The organism is Paraburkholderia sp. NPDC080076, from assembly GCF_050281145.1.
In the GTDB taxonomy this organism is placed as follows: domain Bacteria; phylum Pseudomonadota; class Gammaproteobacteria; order Burkholderiales; family Burkholderiaceae; genus Paraburkholderia.
Window position 1 is genome coordinate 763,465 of sequence record NZ_JBNNWQ010000002.1, and the last position, 15,476, is coordinate 778,940.

Here is a 15,476-nt window from a genome sequence, read left to right on the forward strand (position 1 = left end):
GTGGTTTGACGAAGGGAGACGCGAAGTTCTGCCGACAGTGCGGAACCGCAACACAGGTTTGAAGCAGGGACGATGACCCGCGCCTGTGGTTGAGAAAGTCCCGTCAGACTAGTGCGCCAACGCAACGGCGTTAACCGCGCTGCCCATGTCCACGCGAGCGCCGATTGCCGCCTTCAACGTATCCGAAGGCCGCATGCCGAACAGCTTCCGGTAATCGGTTGCGAACTGGCTCAAATGCCAGAAGCCCCACGCCGCCGCAATATCCTGCACCGATCGCGATTCACGCGACGCGTTCGACAGATCGCGCCGCGCCCCATTCAGGCGAATTGCGCGCAGATACGTGGCGGGCGCCATGCCCAGCACGTCCTGAAAGCAGTATTGCAGCGTGCGCCGGCTCACATGCAGTTGCTCGCACAACTCCGGCACGCTCACCGCACGCTCGCGATTGGCCAGCACATAGTCGCGCGCTTCCGACACGATCGACTGACGGCGCGGACGCGCCGGCATCGCAACCGGCTCAGAGGCAGGCAACGCGCCGACGTCGAAGAGCAAAGCCAGCACCGACGCCTGCAGATTGTTGCGCGCGACCGAAGACAGCGGCGTGCCGCGCGCCGCGCCATCGTCGAGCAATTGGCGCAGCGTGGCACACAACTGCTGCTTGCGAGCCATGCCGATAGGCACGACTTGCGTGTTCGGCACGTGATCGGCCAGACCGACGCGCTCCACTTCCGCCGCGTAACGGCGCAGCACTTCTCCTTTGACCACTACGCCAAAAATCTCATAACCCGCCGACGTCAGCAGTTCAAATTCGATGCCGCCCGGACGAAACGCGAGCGCATCGCCGGCAATCACCTGCGCGTCGATGCGCCCCGAACCCGCCGGGCACGTCGGAATGCCGAACCAGTACGCGTCCTTCTGCACTTCACAGGTTTGCCGCAACGTGTGGCTGGTCGTTTCGACGAACACCTGCATGTGATCGAGGCACAACTCCGTCAAGCCGCCGACAAAACTCCCCGCAGTCAGCTGGTCATAGGTCTGGCTCCAGCCGTGGAGATTGCGCGCCTGCTCGTCGGCATCGTGCGCGACGCAGGTCTGCACGCGGAAGCTCGGCTGCGGCGTGAGCGTCGGACTGGACAGGGTGTCGCTGAGAGTGTCAATCGTCATACCGGATCTGCCCAAACGGAATATCGAGGAGGATCGAAGGCAAGGAGAAGGCAATTCCCATGCCGAACGGATTTGACACCTGCTCACGCCTTTGCATCGGCAGACATCAAACCCTCTGTTCAATTGGTGAACAGCGCTGCACACACTGCTCAGAAACGAAACGCTCAGCTTACGCCGGTTGAACAGCGCGACGCCCCATGCCGTGCGCGAGTGCCTGCTAGGCGTGCAAGGGTCACCAGCGCGGTGCATTGGCACGCTTCTGGCTCTAGCCTCACGCGGCCAAGCGATATATCGAGCCGAATATAGCCCATTCAAACATGTGAGGAGCACACAGATGAATCACGCAGAGATGCAATTTCTGACCACCGAATTCCCGTACAAGAAGCAGTATGCGAATTTTATCGGCGGCGAATGGGTGAAGCCTGCGGGCGGCGAGTACTTCGATAACGTGTCGCCGATCACCGGCGAAGCGTTTACGTCGATTCCGCGTTCGCGCGAAGCCGACATCGAACTCGCACTCGACGCCGCGCATCGTGCGAAAGCAGCGTGGGGAAAAACCTCAGTCGGCGATCGCGCGAATATCCTGAACCGCATTGCCGACCGGATGGAAGCGAACCTGCAGCGTCTCGCCGTCGCCGAGACGATCGACAACGGCAAGCCTTTGCGCGAAACCATGGCTGCCGACATTCCGCTCGCTATCGATCACTTCCGCTATTTTGCCGGCGCCGTGCGCGCGCAGGAAGGCTCGATCTCCGAGATCGATCACGACACCGTTGCGTATCACTTTCATGAACCGCTCGGCGTGGTCGGCCAGATCATTCCGTGGAATTTCCCGATCCTGATGGCCGTGTGGAAGCTCGCGCCCGCACTCGCCGCCGGCAACTGTGTGGTGCTCAAGCCGGCCGAGCAAACGCCCGCTTCGATTCTCGTGCTCGCCGAACTGATTCAGGACTTGCTGCCCGCAGGCGTGCTGAACGTGGTGAACGGTTTCGGCCTCGAAGCCGGCAAGCCGCTCGCTTCCAGCAAGCGCATCGCCAAGATCGCGTTTACCGGCGAGACCACGACCGGTCGTCTGATCATGCAGTACGCGAGCCAGAACATCATTCCTGTCACGCTCGAACTCGGCGGCAAGAGCCCGAACATTTTCTTCGACGACGTGATGAATGCTGACGACAGCTATTTCGACAAGGCGCTCGAAGGCTTCACGATGTTTGCGCTCAATCAGGGCGAAGTGTGCACATGTCCGTCGCGTGTATTGATCGATGAAAAGATCTACGACCGCTTCATGGAACGTGCGCTAAAGCGCGTCGCGGCGATTACGCAAGGGCATCCGCTCGACACAAAAACGATGATCGGCGCGCAGGCCTCGCAGGAACAGCTGGAAAAAATCCTCTCGTATGTCGACCTCGGCAAGCAGGAAGGCGCCGAATGTCTGATCGGCGGCGAACGCAATGCGCTCGACGGTGAATTGAGCAAAGGCTATTACGTGAAGCCGACCGTCTTCCGCGGCCACAACAAGATGCGCATCTTCCAGGAAGAGATCTTCGGACCGGTGGTATCGGTCACGACGTTCAAGACCGAAGAAGAAGCGCTCGAAATCGCCAACGACACGCTCTACGGTCTCGGCGCCGGCGTGTGGACACGCGACGGCACGCGCGCCTATCGCTTCGGCCGGCAGATTCAGGCAGGCCGCGTGTGGACCAACTGCTATCACGCTTATCCGGCGCATGCGGCATTCGGCGGCTACAAGCAGTCGGGCATCGGACGTGAAAATCACAAGATGATGCTCGACCACTATCAGCAGACCAAGAACCTGCTGGTCAGCTATAGCGACAAGCCGCTCGGTTTCTTCTAAGCGTCGCGTTCCTGTTCGAGCGGGCCGCATTGCGCGGCTCGCTCTTTTTTCTGCGAGGGCATGTGATGGCCGATGAGAAAGAAGTCGCCCGCGTGATCGCAACGCCTGCCGCTGTCGAATTGATCGACAAGTTGCGCGCCGAGCATGGCGAGGTGCTGTTCCATCAATCCGGTGGATGCTGCGACGGCAGCGCACCAATGATGTTTCCTCAGGGTGAGTTCATGGTCGGCTCGTCCGATGTCAAACTCGGCACGATTGCGGGCGTGCCGTTCTACATGAGCGAATCGCAGTTCGAGTACTGGCAACACACGCAGTTGATCATCGACGCTGTGCCGGGAAATGGCGGAATGTTTTCTTTGGAGCGGCCCAGCGGATTGCGGTTCTTGACGCGCTCCCGTCTTTTCGAGGATGAAGAGAATGCGTGGCTGGAAACGCATCCGGTCGAGCGTGTCGATGGCTGATCGTTTACGTTCCGCTCGAGTCTGAAGCGTCGCTGACGGCGGGTGCCGATGGTGTACCTGCCAGCAGCGCATCGCTGTCATCTTTCAGGCCGACGCCGGTCAGACCCAGACGCCTTGCATGCGTCAGCAGATAGTGCAGCTTGTGCGCGGCTAACGGATAGTCGAGTCCTTCGGGACGCACATTCGAAATACAGTTGCGTTGCGCGTCGCTACAGCCCACTTTCGGAGCGTACGTCAGATAAATTCCGAGGCTATCGGGCGAACTCAAACCCGGCCGCTCACCGATCAGCATCACCACCAGTTTCGCATTCAGCAACTCGCCAATCTCGTCACCCAACGCGACGCGCGCCTGACGCGCGACCACGACCGGGCCGATCTTCCAATCCGCGAGACGGGGAACGACGGCTTGCAGCAGCGGGATCGATTGCTTCGATGCGGCGAACGCCGAAAGACCATCGCCGATCACGAAGACCACTTCGGGCGAATCGTTCGGCACCGCTGCCAGCGCCACGCGACTCTCTTCCGATAAACGACGCCCAAGATCGGGACGCCGCAAATAGTGCTCGCGATCCGGCGCGGCGCTATGCACGTCGAGCGTCTTGAAGTTTTGCGCGCGCAATTGCTCGTGCAACACGTCCGTATCCAGCGGATGATGCACAGCGTCGCGCGCCTGCGCGTGCGACAGGTTGAACGCGAGCAGCGGCGCGGTCGGCAAGCTATTGCCCGCGCGGCCCAACGCGATGCGCGCGTTGGTGAACTGACGCAACGCGTTCCACGGATTCTTTTCGAGGAAGTCGCTCATGCGATGCCCATCCAGTCGCGCGCCCCTTCCAGCAAGGGCTGTTGCGTCGATGCGCTGAGCAACGCGCCGCGGGCGTCGGTGATCTGCATCGACTCCAGCCATTCTTCGAATTCCGGCGCGCGGCGCAAACCGAGTACGTCCCGCACGTAAAGCGCGTCATGGAAGGACGTGCTTTGATAATTGAGCATGACGTCGTCGGCGCCGGGAATGCCCATGATGAAGTTGATGCCCGCCACGCCGAGCAGCGTGAGCAGGTTGTCCATGTCGTCCTGATCGGCTTCGGCATGGTTCGTGTAGCAGATGTCGCAACCCATCGGCACACCGAGCAGTTTGCCGCAGAAGTGATCTTCGAGACCGGCGCGTGTGATCTGCTTACCGTCGTACAGATACTCCGGCCCGATGAAGCCGACCACCGTGTTCACCAGGAACGGATTGAACTTGCGTGCAACTGCGTAGGCGCGCACTTCGCACGTTTGCTGGTCCACGCCGAAATGCGCATCCGCCGACAACGCGCTGCCCTGGCCGGTTTCGAAGTACATCAGGTTATTGCCGACCGTACCACGCTTTAGCGAGAGTCCCGCTTCATACGCTTCCTGCAGCAGCGCGAGCGAAATGCCGAAGCCCGCGTTCGCTTTCTCCGTGCCCGCAATCGACTGAAACACCAGATCGACCGGCGCACCTTTTTCGATTGCGGCAATCGTATTGGTGACGTGAGTCAGCACGCACGATTGCGTCGGCACCTGATAGCGTTGGCGGAAGTCGTCGATCATCAGCAACAACTTGGTGATCGCGGCGAGATTGTCGCTGGCCGGGTTGATGCCGATCATCGCGTCGCCGCAACCGTACATCAGGCCGTCGAGCATCGAGGCGGCGATGCCTTTGACGTCGTCGGTCGGATGATTCGGTTGCAATCGCACCGACATGTGCCCCGGTAAACCGACCGTGTTGCGAAAGCGCGTGATCACCGGACGTTTGCGTGCCGCCGCGATCAGATCCTGATTGCGCATCAGTTTGGACACCGCGGCGACCATCTCCGGCGTGAGGCCCGCGGTGATACGCGTGAGCGCGTCGGCGTCGGTCGTGCTGCTCAACAGCCAGTTGCGAAAGTCACCGACCGTCAGATGCGCGATCTCGGCGAACGCCTGCGGCGAATGATCGTCGATCACGAGACGCGTGACTTCGTCGCTTTCATAGGGAATCAGCGCTTCGTTGAGGAAGGTGCGCAGCGGTACTTGCGCGAGCGTCATCTTGGCCGCGACGCGTTCTTCCTCGCTCGCTGCCGCCACGCCCGCGAGCTGGTCGCCGGAGCGTTGCGGGCTGGCCTTCGCCATCAGGGTTTTCAGATCGGCAAAGCGATACGTGCGGCTGCCGATCGTCTCGGTGTAGCTCATCTTTACGACTCCATCGCCGCTGCTCGCGCAGCGGCTCGATCCGTCATTCCTCGAGCAAGGCGTCCGCCGGCGCGGCTTCGCGTTGATGGCGCGTCATCAGGAAGTAGACGTAGCCCAGCGCGAGAAAGATTGCGAACACGATCGCCACCAGAAAATTGAAGTAGACCATCGTCGCCAGACAGATGACCGCGGCCACCAGCGCGAACGCCGGAAAGACCGGAAACAGCGGCGCGCGGAACGGTCGCTCCATGTTCGGCTCGGTGCGGCGCAGCTTGAACAGCGACAACATGCTGATGATATACATCACGATAGCCCCAAATACGGACATCGTCACGATGTTCGCCGTCAGCGTCTGGCCGCCGAACTGGATCAGCTCGTCGCTGTAGATCGCCGCGATGCCGACCACGCCGCCCGCAATGATCGCGCGATGCGGCGTCTTGAAGCGCGGGTGCACCTTCGAGAGCCACTCCGGCAGATAGCCGGCGCGCGCCAGCGCGAAGATTTGCCGCGAATAGCCGAGGATGATGCCGTGAAACGACGCGACGAGTCCGAAGAGACCCAGCCACACCAGCATATGCATCCAGCCGCTATGTTCGCCGACGATGAATTTCATCGCCTGCGGCAGCGGATCGTTGATGTTCGACAGCTTGGTCCAGTCGCCTGCCGCGCCGGCAAACACCATCACGCCGATGGCGAGCACCACCAGCGTCAGAATGCCGGCGACGTAGGCAATCGGAATCGAACGCTTCGGGTTTTTGGCTTCTTCGGCAGCCATGGCCACGCCTTCGATCGCGAGGAAAAACCAGATTGCGAACGGAATTGCCGCGAACATCCCATGAAACGAGCCCATGCTGAAGGTGTCGGCGCCGGACCAGCCGCCCTTGGTGAAGTTCGACCACTGAAAACCGGGCGACACGACGCCCATGAAAACCAGCAGTTCGAAAATCGCGAGCAGCGTCACACACAACTCGAACGCCGCGGCAATCTGCACACCGACGATATTCAGCGCCATAAAGATGAGATACGCGCCCATCGCCGCGTGTTTCGGTTCGAGACCCGGAAACTGCACGTGCAGGTACGCACCGATCGCGAGCGCAATGGCCGGCGGTGCAAACACGAATTCGACAAGCGTTGCCGCGCCGGCCAGATAACCGCCGGTTGGGCCGAACGCGTGGCGGGCGTAGGCGAACGGGCCGCCCGCGTGCGGAATCGAGGTGGTGAGTTCCGTGAAACTGAAAATGAATGTCGTATACATCGCGGCAATGAAGATCGCCGTGATGACGAAGCCGAGCGTGCCGGCGCTCGCCCACCCATAGCTCCAGCCGAAATACTCGCCGGAAATGACGAGACCGACCGCGATGCCCCACAGTTGCCACGTGCCGAGCGTCTGCTTCAACTCGTGATGCGTGACTTTGCCGACGTGCTGATTCTTGGACTCTGATTTCATCGGGAGCTCCCTGATGGTGCCGCCGGCTCGACGCCGCAAGGCTTTGCGGTGCATTGGGCGGACAGGCTTCAGCCGATAGTAGTGAGCCATTATTCGAAGTGTTATCGAAATTCGGCAAAGTTCTGGCGGCGTAGTGTCAGTGGGTGCTTAATTGCACGTCGCGTCAACGGTGAAGTTCGCAGGATTTGGTAAATGGGGACGTGGTACTTTCGTTCGCATCCGTTCGACAATTTTTGTGCTCATTTTGTGTTCAGCAGCCATGACCGAATCAGGTAATCGAGCTCGCTATGAAACCCGGCTCGGCCGCGTGCTCGACCATATTTACGATCATCTCGACGAGCCGCTCGACATCGGTCGTCTGGCGGAAATTGCCTGTCTGTCGCCGTACCACTGGCACCGGATTTATCAGGCGATGTATGGCGAGACGGTGGCCACCACGGTGCGGCGTTTACGGCTGCATCGCGCGGCCGGCTATCTGGCGAACGGTTCCATGCCGATTGCGGAAATTGCCGAGCGCTCCGGCTACAGCAGTCTGCAATCTTTTTCCCGCACTTTTCGCGCGGCGTTCGGCATGCCGCCTGCGCAGTATCGCAAGCAAGGCACCCATAGCCGGTTTCGGCCGGCGCTATCAGGAGACGATCAAATGACGATGCGTGAAGTGGTGATTCGTCACGTGGAGCCGATGGCGGTTTTGTCGGTGGATCACGTTGGACCGTATATGCAGATCGGCAAGGCGTTCGACGCGCTGTTCGGCTGGCTCGCAAAACACAATTTACTCGCGGCTGAGATGCGCATGATCGGCATTTACTACGACGACCCTGGCGTTGTTGCGGAGAGTGAGTTGCGGTCGAAGGCTGGGGTGTTGTTGCCGCATCCGGTTCAGGCGTCCGTGACGGTGAGTCCGCCGGTTTCCGTGGCGCATGTGAAGGGCGGTGAGTATGCGGTGTTGCGACATCAAGGACCGTATAGCGATATGCGTGCCGCATATGAGTGGTTGTACGGGACGTGGCTCGTGCAGTCCGTGCGAGAAGCGGCCGACGCGCCGGTGTTCGAGGAGTATCTGAATAGCCCGAAGGATACGGCTCCTGCGGATCTCATCACGGAGATCTGTTTACCGCTGGTTTGAGGGTTTGCCTGCTCGGTGCTCGCTTGTGCAGCGTGCTGCGCGGATGCTTCTCTGGTTTTTATAGTCTTTGTATATGTATACGTAGTAATAGTTAACAAGCCTCGTATCTTTCTGTGGATAACTTGAAACTTCGTTAACGGATCAACGCACTGCGGAATCGATAACCCTGCGGATGGTGCGCGGACAGGAACACGGAGCCAGGGAAAACTTTCGTGCGATCTGGCGACGTCGCGTTTTTATCAAGGTTCCACCCACAACGTGTTAGACGGCTTGTACAAAAGTTGTCCAGAGGGGGCTGTGGATAACTCGAGGGCGTGGCGTCGCGCAACCGCACCGCGTTGGTCCGGCGTGAACTGCGCTGCGCCCGTCCGTTCGACGACGCGACCGTCAGATTGTCGCCATCCGTCTATGGCGAAAAGTCGCTTCGTACTGCCAATGCGTTGACAAGCTCCGGGCGGCTCGCTTATTGTCGCCACGCGGGACGGCTGGTCAAGCACGCCTCTCAGTTGAAATCCACTCGGCAAGTCACACTGTTTTCATTGCACTACTATCTGCGGACTTGCTTCGAACGGGCGCATCCGAATCCTTGGTTGATCGATGCATCTTGTATCGAAACTCGACCCGACTTGTTGCAATTGAAAATGTCGAAAGCTCCGGATCGAACTTATAATCCATTAGCCATCCGCCCGGAGATTGAACGCATGCATTTGCCATTGCCAAAGTTCGTTAAGCTTACAGTTGTCCCGCTGACGGTATTCGCATTTTCTTTCCCGGCATGCAGCCAGACTGGCCAATCTCCTGAAGTCACAGCACTCGTCAAAAAATCGCTCGCGGATATGATTTTCGTGAAGGGCGGGACCTTCACGATGGGAGATTTCGGTCCGCAAGTGACACCGGAAAAACTTCCATTTACGTCGCAGCAGGAAAACAAACCTGCTCATTCGGTGACGCTGGATAGTTTTTCGATCAGCAAGTACAAGGTCACGTACGCAGACCTCGATATCTATACCGCTGCGACGGGCAAATCATCGTGGCCGCAAGACAAAGCGGATCGGCAATACAGGGCCGCCGACCACCCGGCCGGCGTTCCGTGGCAGATGGCCAAAGATTATTGCGAGTGGCTTGGCAAGCAAAGCGGCGCGCCGGTCGATCTGCCTACTGAAGCGCAATGGGAATATGCCGCCCGTTCGGGTGGCAAGCCGGTCATTTTCGGAACGAACAACGGCAAGTACGAAGCGGATCACAACCTGCCATCCGCCGATACGGTCGAGCAGAAGTACACGCCTGATACCGCCGTTTCACAATATGTTTATCCCGTCGGCAAATATCCGCCGAACGCCTTGGGTCTTTACGACATCGGTGTCGACGGTCGAGACTGGGTCAACGACTGGTTCGCCCCGGACTACTATGAACACTCACCGGCGAAGAATCCCACGGGACCGGCGAGCGGGACCATGAAAGTGATTCGTGGCGCGGAAGGCGACAACTCCGAAACCGCCATGACGGTTTATCGCTATAAGGCGCCGCCTGCCGGTTACGTCATCAAAACCAAGGACGGGCGCACGTTAGGACCCACGGCTGTCACGCTGACCTTCCGCTGCGCGGTGCAAAAGACCAGCCCTCTGTGAATTTCGCGGCGCGCCGTCAGACCACCCGCACGTCCGGCATGTTGTCGTAAAACGGGTGTCTGCCCACGGCAGCCTGGAACTGGTAATCGGTCGAGTCGACCTGCGCGACGGCATAGCCAGGCGTGGGGTCGACTTTCAGCATCGCTTGCAGGCTGTCGTAGTAATCGTCAATTTCTTTCCCGTCTCCCGCAGGAGCGCTCGTCAGCGACATCTCGAGAAATTCCTTCAGCTGTTGTCGCCGCACAGTAACGTCGCCGGTGCGCCCCTGCGGATGGATGTGCTGGACGACGTTGTTCAGATCGTGTTTGGTGTGCGACCACTTGAGGATCTGCTTCACAGCATCCTTGCGATTCCCGTACCACCGACCGTACTTGTGATTAGCCATGTCGATGCCATCCGTCGCGTACCAATGGCGAGTCAACTGATAGATCATGATGCCCTTCGCTTCGGGCGTCGCATACTGGAGCATCCATGGATTGCTGAGCACGCGGTTCATCAATTGCACGCGGGCGGCCTCTTTCTCGTATTCCTCGATGAGGTCCGTGAAAAGCCTGTTTATTTCATCGACTTCCTGACCGACGGTCGAGGCCAGATCCTGAATGCCTTGAATGACCATCACCTGAATATGTGAGAAGGCGTTAAAGGCGGTCGTTTCGACGAACTTCAACTTTTGGAAGTTCGCGTGATAAAGCTGGTAGAAGAACCATTTGACGAATTCAGCAATGCGCAGCGCGTCGACCGACACCTCGATGTCGCCTTTCGCTCCAACGCCCAGGCATAGTCCGGCCTTCGCCTTGATTCTGAAACGGCCCGCCGCGTAGCTCACGTCGAGCATGCAGGTAAGCCCGGCGCCCGCCATTGCGGTGATGGTATCGCCGACCTTGGCGAATGGTTTGTACTTCCCACTCGGCCCTTGCTTCGCTGGCTCCATCCACTCGAGCGCGCCTTCGAGCGACAGATCCGCGCGCGCACCGGCGAATACGTCGAGGTCGGCATTCGCGCTTGGATCGACTGGCTTGCCACCTACCTTGATTTCGCGTTGCTTCGTAGTGGGGTTGTCGACCGCTGCGCCGTACAGACCCAGGTCCTTGCGCTTTTCGTCGCGATAGTCGACGACGACGCCCAACTGCGCGACCATACTTGCGCCCACCATCCCCGACAAGCCGAGTTCACACTTGAATCGAACCGCACCAAGCGGATAAGTCTTGCCGTCATCGCCGTCCAGACTCCACATCCAGCCGGCGATGTCCGGATAGTAGAACGCGCCGGAAACCTTGCCTTCGGCGATAGCGAATTCGGCCTGCGCCGACGCCTTGATGGCCACGCGGCCCTTTTGCGGTTGCCACTCCGTGTCCAATCCCGCGCCAGCCAGATATCGCATCAACTGCGCTTTGGCCTCGATGCTGACGTTGTTGCCGAATGCGGTCTGCTTGGGTTTCTCCGTCTCTTTCTTCTCGCCCTCACCACGTTCCGCCGGTTCTTCCGCGCCAGCGCTGTAACTGAGATCCTTGTTCCACTCTTCCGCCCAAGCGAAAAGCGTCCCCGTCACATGCTTCTCGACGATCTCCGAGGACACTTTGGTCTTTTCGTACAACTGCGACTTGATCTTGCTCTCGCGATTAATGAGCACGCCTTCTTTCAGCTTATCGACGTCGATCTTGTACTTGCCGTTCGCATTTTTCTTGATGAAGCTTTTCGCACCGGTTTCTTTTTCTTCCTTGCGGCCCTTCATGTCTTCGAAAGCAGCGGGCCCGAATTTATGCCAGCCCGCCTTGATCTTGTTCGAGCGTACGTAGTGGAGTTTGTACTTGGCAAACTTGACGGATTTTTTTCCATCGCCGTCGATATGAATCGGGATCAACTCGACCATCGTGAGGTCTTTGCTATCCAGCTTGCTGAGCGGCTCCAGTTCCTTTTTTAACGCCTTGTGCGCGGTCTCGCGTTCCTTGAGGGCATCGTCGACGGCGGCCTTGTGCGCCTCACCGGCGCGCGGATCGGACATATGGTTCTGTACGTCCTCGGCATAGGCCTTCAGCACCACGTCGAGCTTCTCATTCGCCTTGTGAAATTTGTCGACGCGGTCATGCAGCAGATTGCATTCGCTTTGCAGACCGCTGACGTCCTCCGCCGGCACGAGAATGAATTCTCCCGTCTCGGGCCGGAAGTAGAGCATAGGCGCCGGATCGTGCGGCACGTGCACGAGACTGTCGGGTGTCGTGTTAGTGGTGCCGTTGCCGTCTGGCGCGTGACTTGTGCTCGGAGCGTTCATGGATGTCAGTCTGCTTGAATGGGCGAAAGAATCAGCGCGTCTAAAGGAGGTGCGCGCACTCGTCGGCCGGAATCAGGTATCGAGGAAAACTTTCAGGGCACTCGGCGTGCTCGTCATGATGCGCGAGGTGAGACCCTGTTCATCGGTCATGCCCTGGAACACCTTGCCTTCCGCAGTCTCGACGCGGTAGCGCACGTAGGGAGCGGCCTCGCCTGTGTGCTTGTCGTGAATCTTGAACTGCTCGTTGTACGGGCCTTCGCCGGAGGGGAGCGCGGGCGGCTTGCTCGACAGGCTCGTGGGCCCGGCGAAGGAATGGCTGCTGCCTTTGATATCGATTTTTCCCGGCGCGTGGATTTCGATGTTTCCGTCTTTCAGGCGGATGTACGCGCCGCCACTCGTCAACAGGATGTCCTGCTTGGCAACGACCTCGATTTTTTCCGTCGCCGATAGCAGCTTCAGGCTCTTTTGCGCGGTGATTTCGATGTTGTCGGACTGGGCCTGGATTTCGACTTTGCCCTTCGCCGCGAACAGCTTCATGCCCGCGTTCTGAACGAACAGACTGATTTTTTCGCTGACGCTTGCCAGCAGTGATTTGCCGGTTGCGATGTGTGTGCTCTGACCACTGACCAGATTGACGTGCTCGTTTGCCGCTATATGAACCGACGTCTGCGTTGACATCGCGATGCCTGCAGGCGTTGCGAACAGCATGATCGGTTCCTTGAATGCGTTCGCGCTGCCGGTGCCGCCACCGGCTGTATTGCCTCCGCTGCCTGTCGCCCCCGAGACGCTGTTCTGCGTGGCGTCGGTGAAGGACTTCAGCGAGTCGTAGCCATCTTTCAGGCTCTCGGCCTGATGCGTTTCGCTCGCCTGGCTGAGCGACTCGATCACGCTTTCCGAATTGACCAGCTGGCTGCCCGCTTCGCGTGTATCGAGCGGCTGGCTCGCTGCGCCGGTTGTCGGATGCGTCGAGACGTACATGCCTTGTGCAGCTCGCACTGCACCGTATGCGTCCGACTTCAAGTCGAAACCGCTGCCCAGATAGGCGCCGCGCGCGTTGCCGGTTTGCGCGATCAGATAGCCGAGATGCAGTTGCGAGTTAGCGCTGCTGCTGTACATCTGCACGCGGTTCTGGCCGGTGGCATCGTCCATCACCATCTGGTTGTAGCCGCTGCCCTGGTATTCCTTGGACTTGTAGCCGGAGAGAATACCGTTCGAATGCCAGTCCGGCGTTTTCGCGCCGTTGTAGACGCGACCGGTGACAATCGGTCGATCGCAGTCGCCGTCGAGGAACGAAATGATCACTTCCTCGCCGATGCGCGGGACGTGCACTCCACCGTGCCCTCCGCCGGCATTCGATTGGGAAACACGTACCCAGCAGGAGGCGTTTTCGTCGCCGGGATTCAGCCGGTCCCAGTGCATCTGGACTTTGACGCGGTTCAGGGAGTCGGTGAAAACCTCTTCGTTTTGCGGTCCCACCACGGTCGCCGTCTGCATGTGCATTTTCGGCTTGTGATGTTCGAGCGGACTGCGGAACGGGATGGCCTTGCGTTGGGCTTCAACCGTTGCCATGAAGAAGCCTTCGCTGCCGTCCGTCGCTTTGACGATCAGCGCTGGATCGCTCGCATGCTGCGCACGAACCGTAGAGATCGTTTGCTTCAGGCTATGTGGGAAATCCGTCGTGCCGCTCGGGACCGGCAGGTTGTTCTCCACGATCCAGTCGACGGCGATCACTGCAAACTGCCGATCCTGCTGGCTACCCGTACTGTGCTCCGGATGGTCCTGCAGTTCGAACCAGCGGCCGGCGTCGACACGACGCACCGCACCCACGCCGTGGAAACGCTTCGCGCGCGATTCCCACTCTTCCATTCTCACTTTCGAGAGCTGATCACCACGGTCCTGCTTGCCGTACGTGTAGGCGCCTGTGTATTCGTACACTTCGGCCTGCTGCGGCAGGTCACCTTGGGTACCCAGCGTCGGGATCGTGGTGCCTTTCGGATTCGCGGCTGGGGACGGCGCCTTGTAGTCGAAGGTGCGGGTGATCAGCGACGTGCTCTGCAACGTGCGGGTGCCGCTCCATTGCACGAAGGCATCCGTTTCACTGTTGGTGCCCGAGCGGTAGAAATCCACCGTTTGTGGCGAAAGCGGTTGCAGGGTAGCGATATCGTCGGTAACGACCAGGGTGTGTGATTTACCATCGGTAGCCTGTTCGAAATAGCCGAACAGGCCTTCCGTTTCCATCAGCCTTTGACAGAAATTCCAGTCATCCTCGAATTGCACGCAGAATGAACGCTGCGGCAATGGGTTTCTCAAGCTGAAGCGGAAAGCACCCTGCGCCTGCGGATGCATATTGAATACATCGGTGAGAATTTTATCGACGGTTTTATCCTGCCAGATGCGTGCATCTTTTCTGAAGCGCAGAAAATGCATCCATGAGACAAAGCCGATCTGATAGCTGGTAATCGCGCTGTCGGAGCCTAAACGACGGGCGGTATGGACATAACCATGGTGCGGGGCGTACGACTGGTCGGTTTGCTGGATCCACAGCGTGACAGGCCGGGCGATCAGCTTCTTGAGTTCGATATTGTCGGTAGTTGAAACCGTATCCAGCGTGAATTCGTAATTACGGCCGATACGGGAATAGCCCACCAGCCTCTGTGGCAGAAGGACGTTCGCGCCCAGTGGTGTATCGAGTTTAAGCAGACGGTCACTCTGCAACAACCCGCCTTTAATTGCCGCGATAATGTCCTGCGCGCCCATACCGCCTCTTTTTATGCAATTCGCGCCCCCGCGCTATCGCGCGATAATACAAAAGATCAGACGTTTACCGCAATCGATTCAATGGAAACAAATGTTAAATCGGAATTTGTTCCGCGCCAATTCGATGCGCGCACGAATTCGGTAAAAATAGCGTGCATGCCCGTGAATGCCCCGGCAGCGATATTCTTTCGCTCCTTTTTACTGAACCTCGTTGCGGATTAGGTTGATCACGGATACACCGGTGATTCGCTAGGCATCGACGGACATCATCTGCTGCGACGACACCAGTCGCGGCGGCGGATGGCAACCGCATATACAGAGATCGTCGCTCAAGGCTGCATGCCTTCCATCCGGTGCGGTCATGATCTGGCGCGGTCCATCGCACTGTATCTTCCCCGTTGTATTGCAAGCGGGACATGCAACCGGATCTCCTTCGTGGGCGACGTCTTCGTCGCTCAATTGAATGGAGGTGGGAACGGCTTGAACAACGCCATTGGCGGTCGTCTTGTCGCCGTTCAGAATCAGATATCGTTTCATGTTATCTCTGGGAGCTGGAGTTTGTGCGAGCTCAGCCGA

At 58.9% G+C, this 15,476-nt stretch carries 11 protein-coding genes; 4 read left to right on the forward strand and 7 right to left on the reverse strand.

Annotated elements, in window-relative coordinates; translation table 11 throughout:
* Positions 1–108: 108 nt before the first annotated feature.
* On the reverse strand, positions 109–1,164 hold the full coding sequence (locus ACQKRQ_RS10800) for a helix-turn-helix domain-containing protein (protein WP_427476833.1): 1,056 nt from the start codon (positions 1,162–1,164) through the stop codon (positions 109–111).
* Between the two features lie 334 nt (positions 1,165–1,498).
* Between ACQKRQ_RS10800 and adh the strand changes: the two genes are divergently transcribed.
* Both adh and ACQKRQ_RS10810 read left to right on the forward strand, forming a co-directional pair.
* On the forward strand, positions 1,499–3,019 hold the full coding sequence (gene adh, locus ACQKRQ_RS10805) for an aldehyde dehydrogenase (RefSeq protein ID WP_132376439.1): 1,521 nt from the start codon (positions 1,499–1,501) through the stop codon (positions 3,017–3,019).
* Positions 3,020–3,084: 65 nt separating this feature from the next.
* Positions 3,085–3,480, forward strand: a complete 396-nt coding sequence (locus ACQKRQ_RS10810; RefSeq protein ID WP_427476835.1) for a DUF779 domain-containing protein — start codon at positions 3,085–3,087, stop codon at positions 3,478–3,480.
* Between the two features lie 4 nt (positions 3,481–3,484).
* Here the strand turns inward: ACQKRQ_RS10810 and eutC are convergent, their stop codons facing one another.
* From eutC to eat, 3 genes are read right to left on the reverse strand one after another with little or no spacing between them, the layout of a single operon-like run.
* Positions 3,485–4,282 carry an ethanolamine ammonia-lyase subunit EutC gene (eutC, locus tag ACQKRQ_RS10815; RefSeq protein WP_427476837.1) on the reverse strand — a complete coding sequence of 266 codons (798 nt, stop codon included), beginning with the start codon at positions 4,280–4,282 and terminating at the stop codon, positions 3,485–3,487.
* The gene (locus ACQKRQ_RS10820) at positions 4,279–5,673 is read right to left on the reverse strand and encodes an ethanolamine ammonia-lyase subunit EutB (RefSeq protein ID WP_427476839.1); all 1,395 of its coding nucleotides are present in this window, start codon (positions 5,671–5,673) and stop codon (positions 4,279–4,281) included. Before ACQKRQ_RS10820 ends, eutC begins: the two co-directional genes overlap by 4 nt.
* 43 nt (positions 5,674–5,716) lie before the next feature.
* Complete coding sequence (gene eat, locus ACQKRQ_RS10825; RefSeq protein ID WP_132376443.1) at positions 5,717–7,120, reverse strand: ethanolamine permease; 1,404 nt, start codon at positions 7,118–7,120, stop codon at positions 5,717–5,719.
* 259 nt (positions 7,121–7,379) lie between these two features.
* On the opposite strand from eat, the gene ACQKRQ_RS10830 reads away from it, so the two are divergent.
* Together ACQKRQ_RS10830 and ACQKRQ_RS10835 are read left to right on the forward strand one after the other, a co-directional pair.
* A complete protein-coding gene (locus ACQKRQ_RS10830) occupies positions 7,380–8,246 on the forward strand; it encodes an AraC family transcriptional regulator (RefSeq protein ID WP_427476841.1) in 867 nt (288 codons plus the stop codon).
* Positions 8,247–8,560: 314 nt separating this feature from the next.
* On the forward strand, positions 8,561–9,874 hold the full coding sequence (locus tag ACQKRQ_RS10835; protein ID WP_427476843.1) for a formylglycine-generating enzyme family protein: 1,314 nt from the start codon (positions 8,561–8,563) through the stop codon (positions 9,872–9,874).
* A gap of 16 nt (positions 9,875–9,890) precedes the next feature.
* Here the strand turns inward: ACQKRQ_RS10835 and ACQKRQ_RS10840 are convergent, their stop codons facing one another.
* From ACQKRQ_RS10840 to ACQKRQ_RS10850, 3 genes are all read right to left on the reverse strand, one after another.
* Entirely contained in the window at positions 9,891–12,143 is a 2,253-nt protein-coding gene (locus ACQKRQ_RS10840; RefSeq protein ID WP_132376446.1) for a hypothetical protein, read from the reverse strand.
* A gap of 72 nt (positions 12,144–12,215) precedes the next feature.
* Entirely contained in the window at positions 12,216–14,900 is a 2,685-nt protein-coding gene (locus ACQKRQ_RS10845; protein WP_427476845.1) for a type VI secretion system Vgr family protein, read from the reverse strand.
* 249 nt (positions 14,901–15,149) lie between these two features.
* Positions 15,150–15,437 carry a PAAR domain-containing protein gene (locus ACQKRQ_RS10850; protein ID WP_427476847.1) on the reverse strand — a complete coding sequence of 96 codons (288 nt, stop codon included), beginning with the start codon at positions 15,435–15,437 and terminating at the stop codon, positions 15,150–15,152.
* Positions 15,438–15,476: the final 39 nt, after the last annotated feature.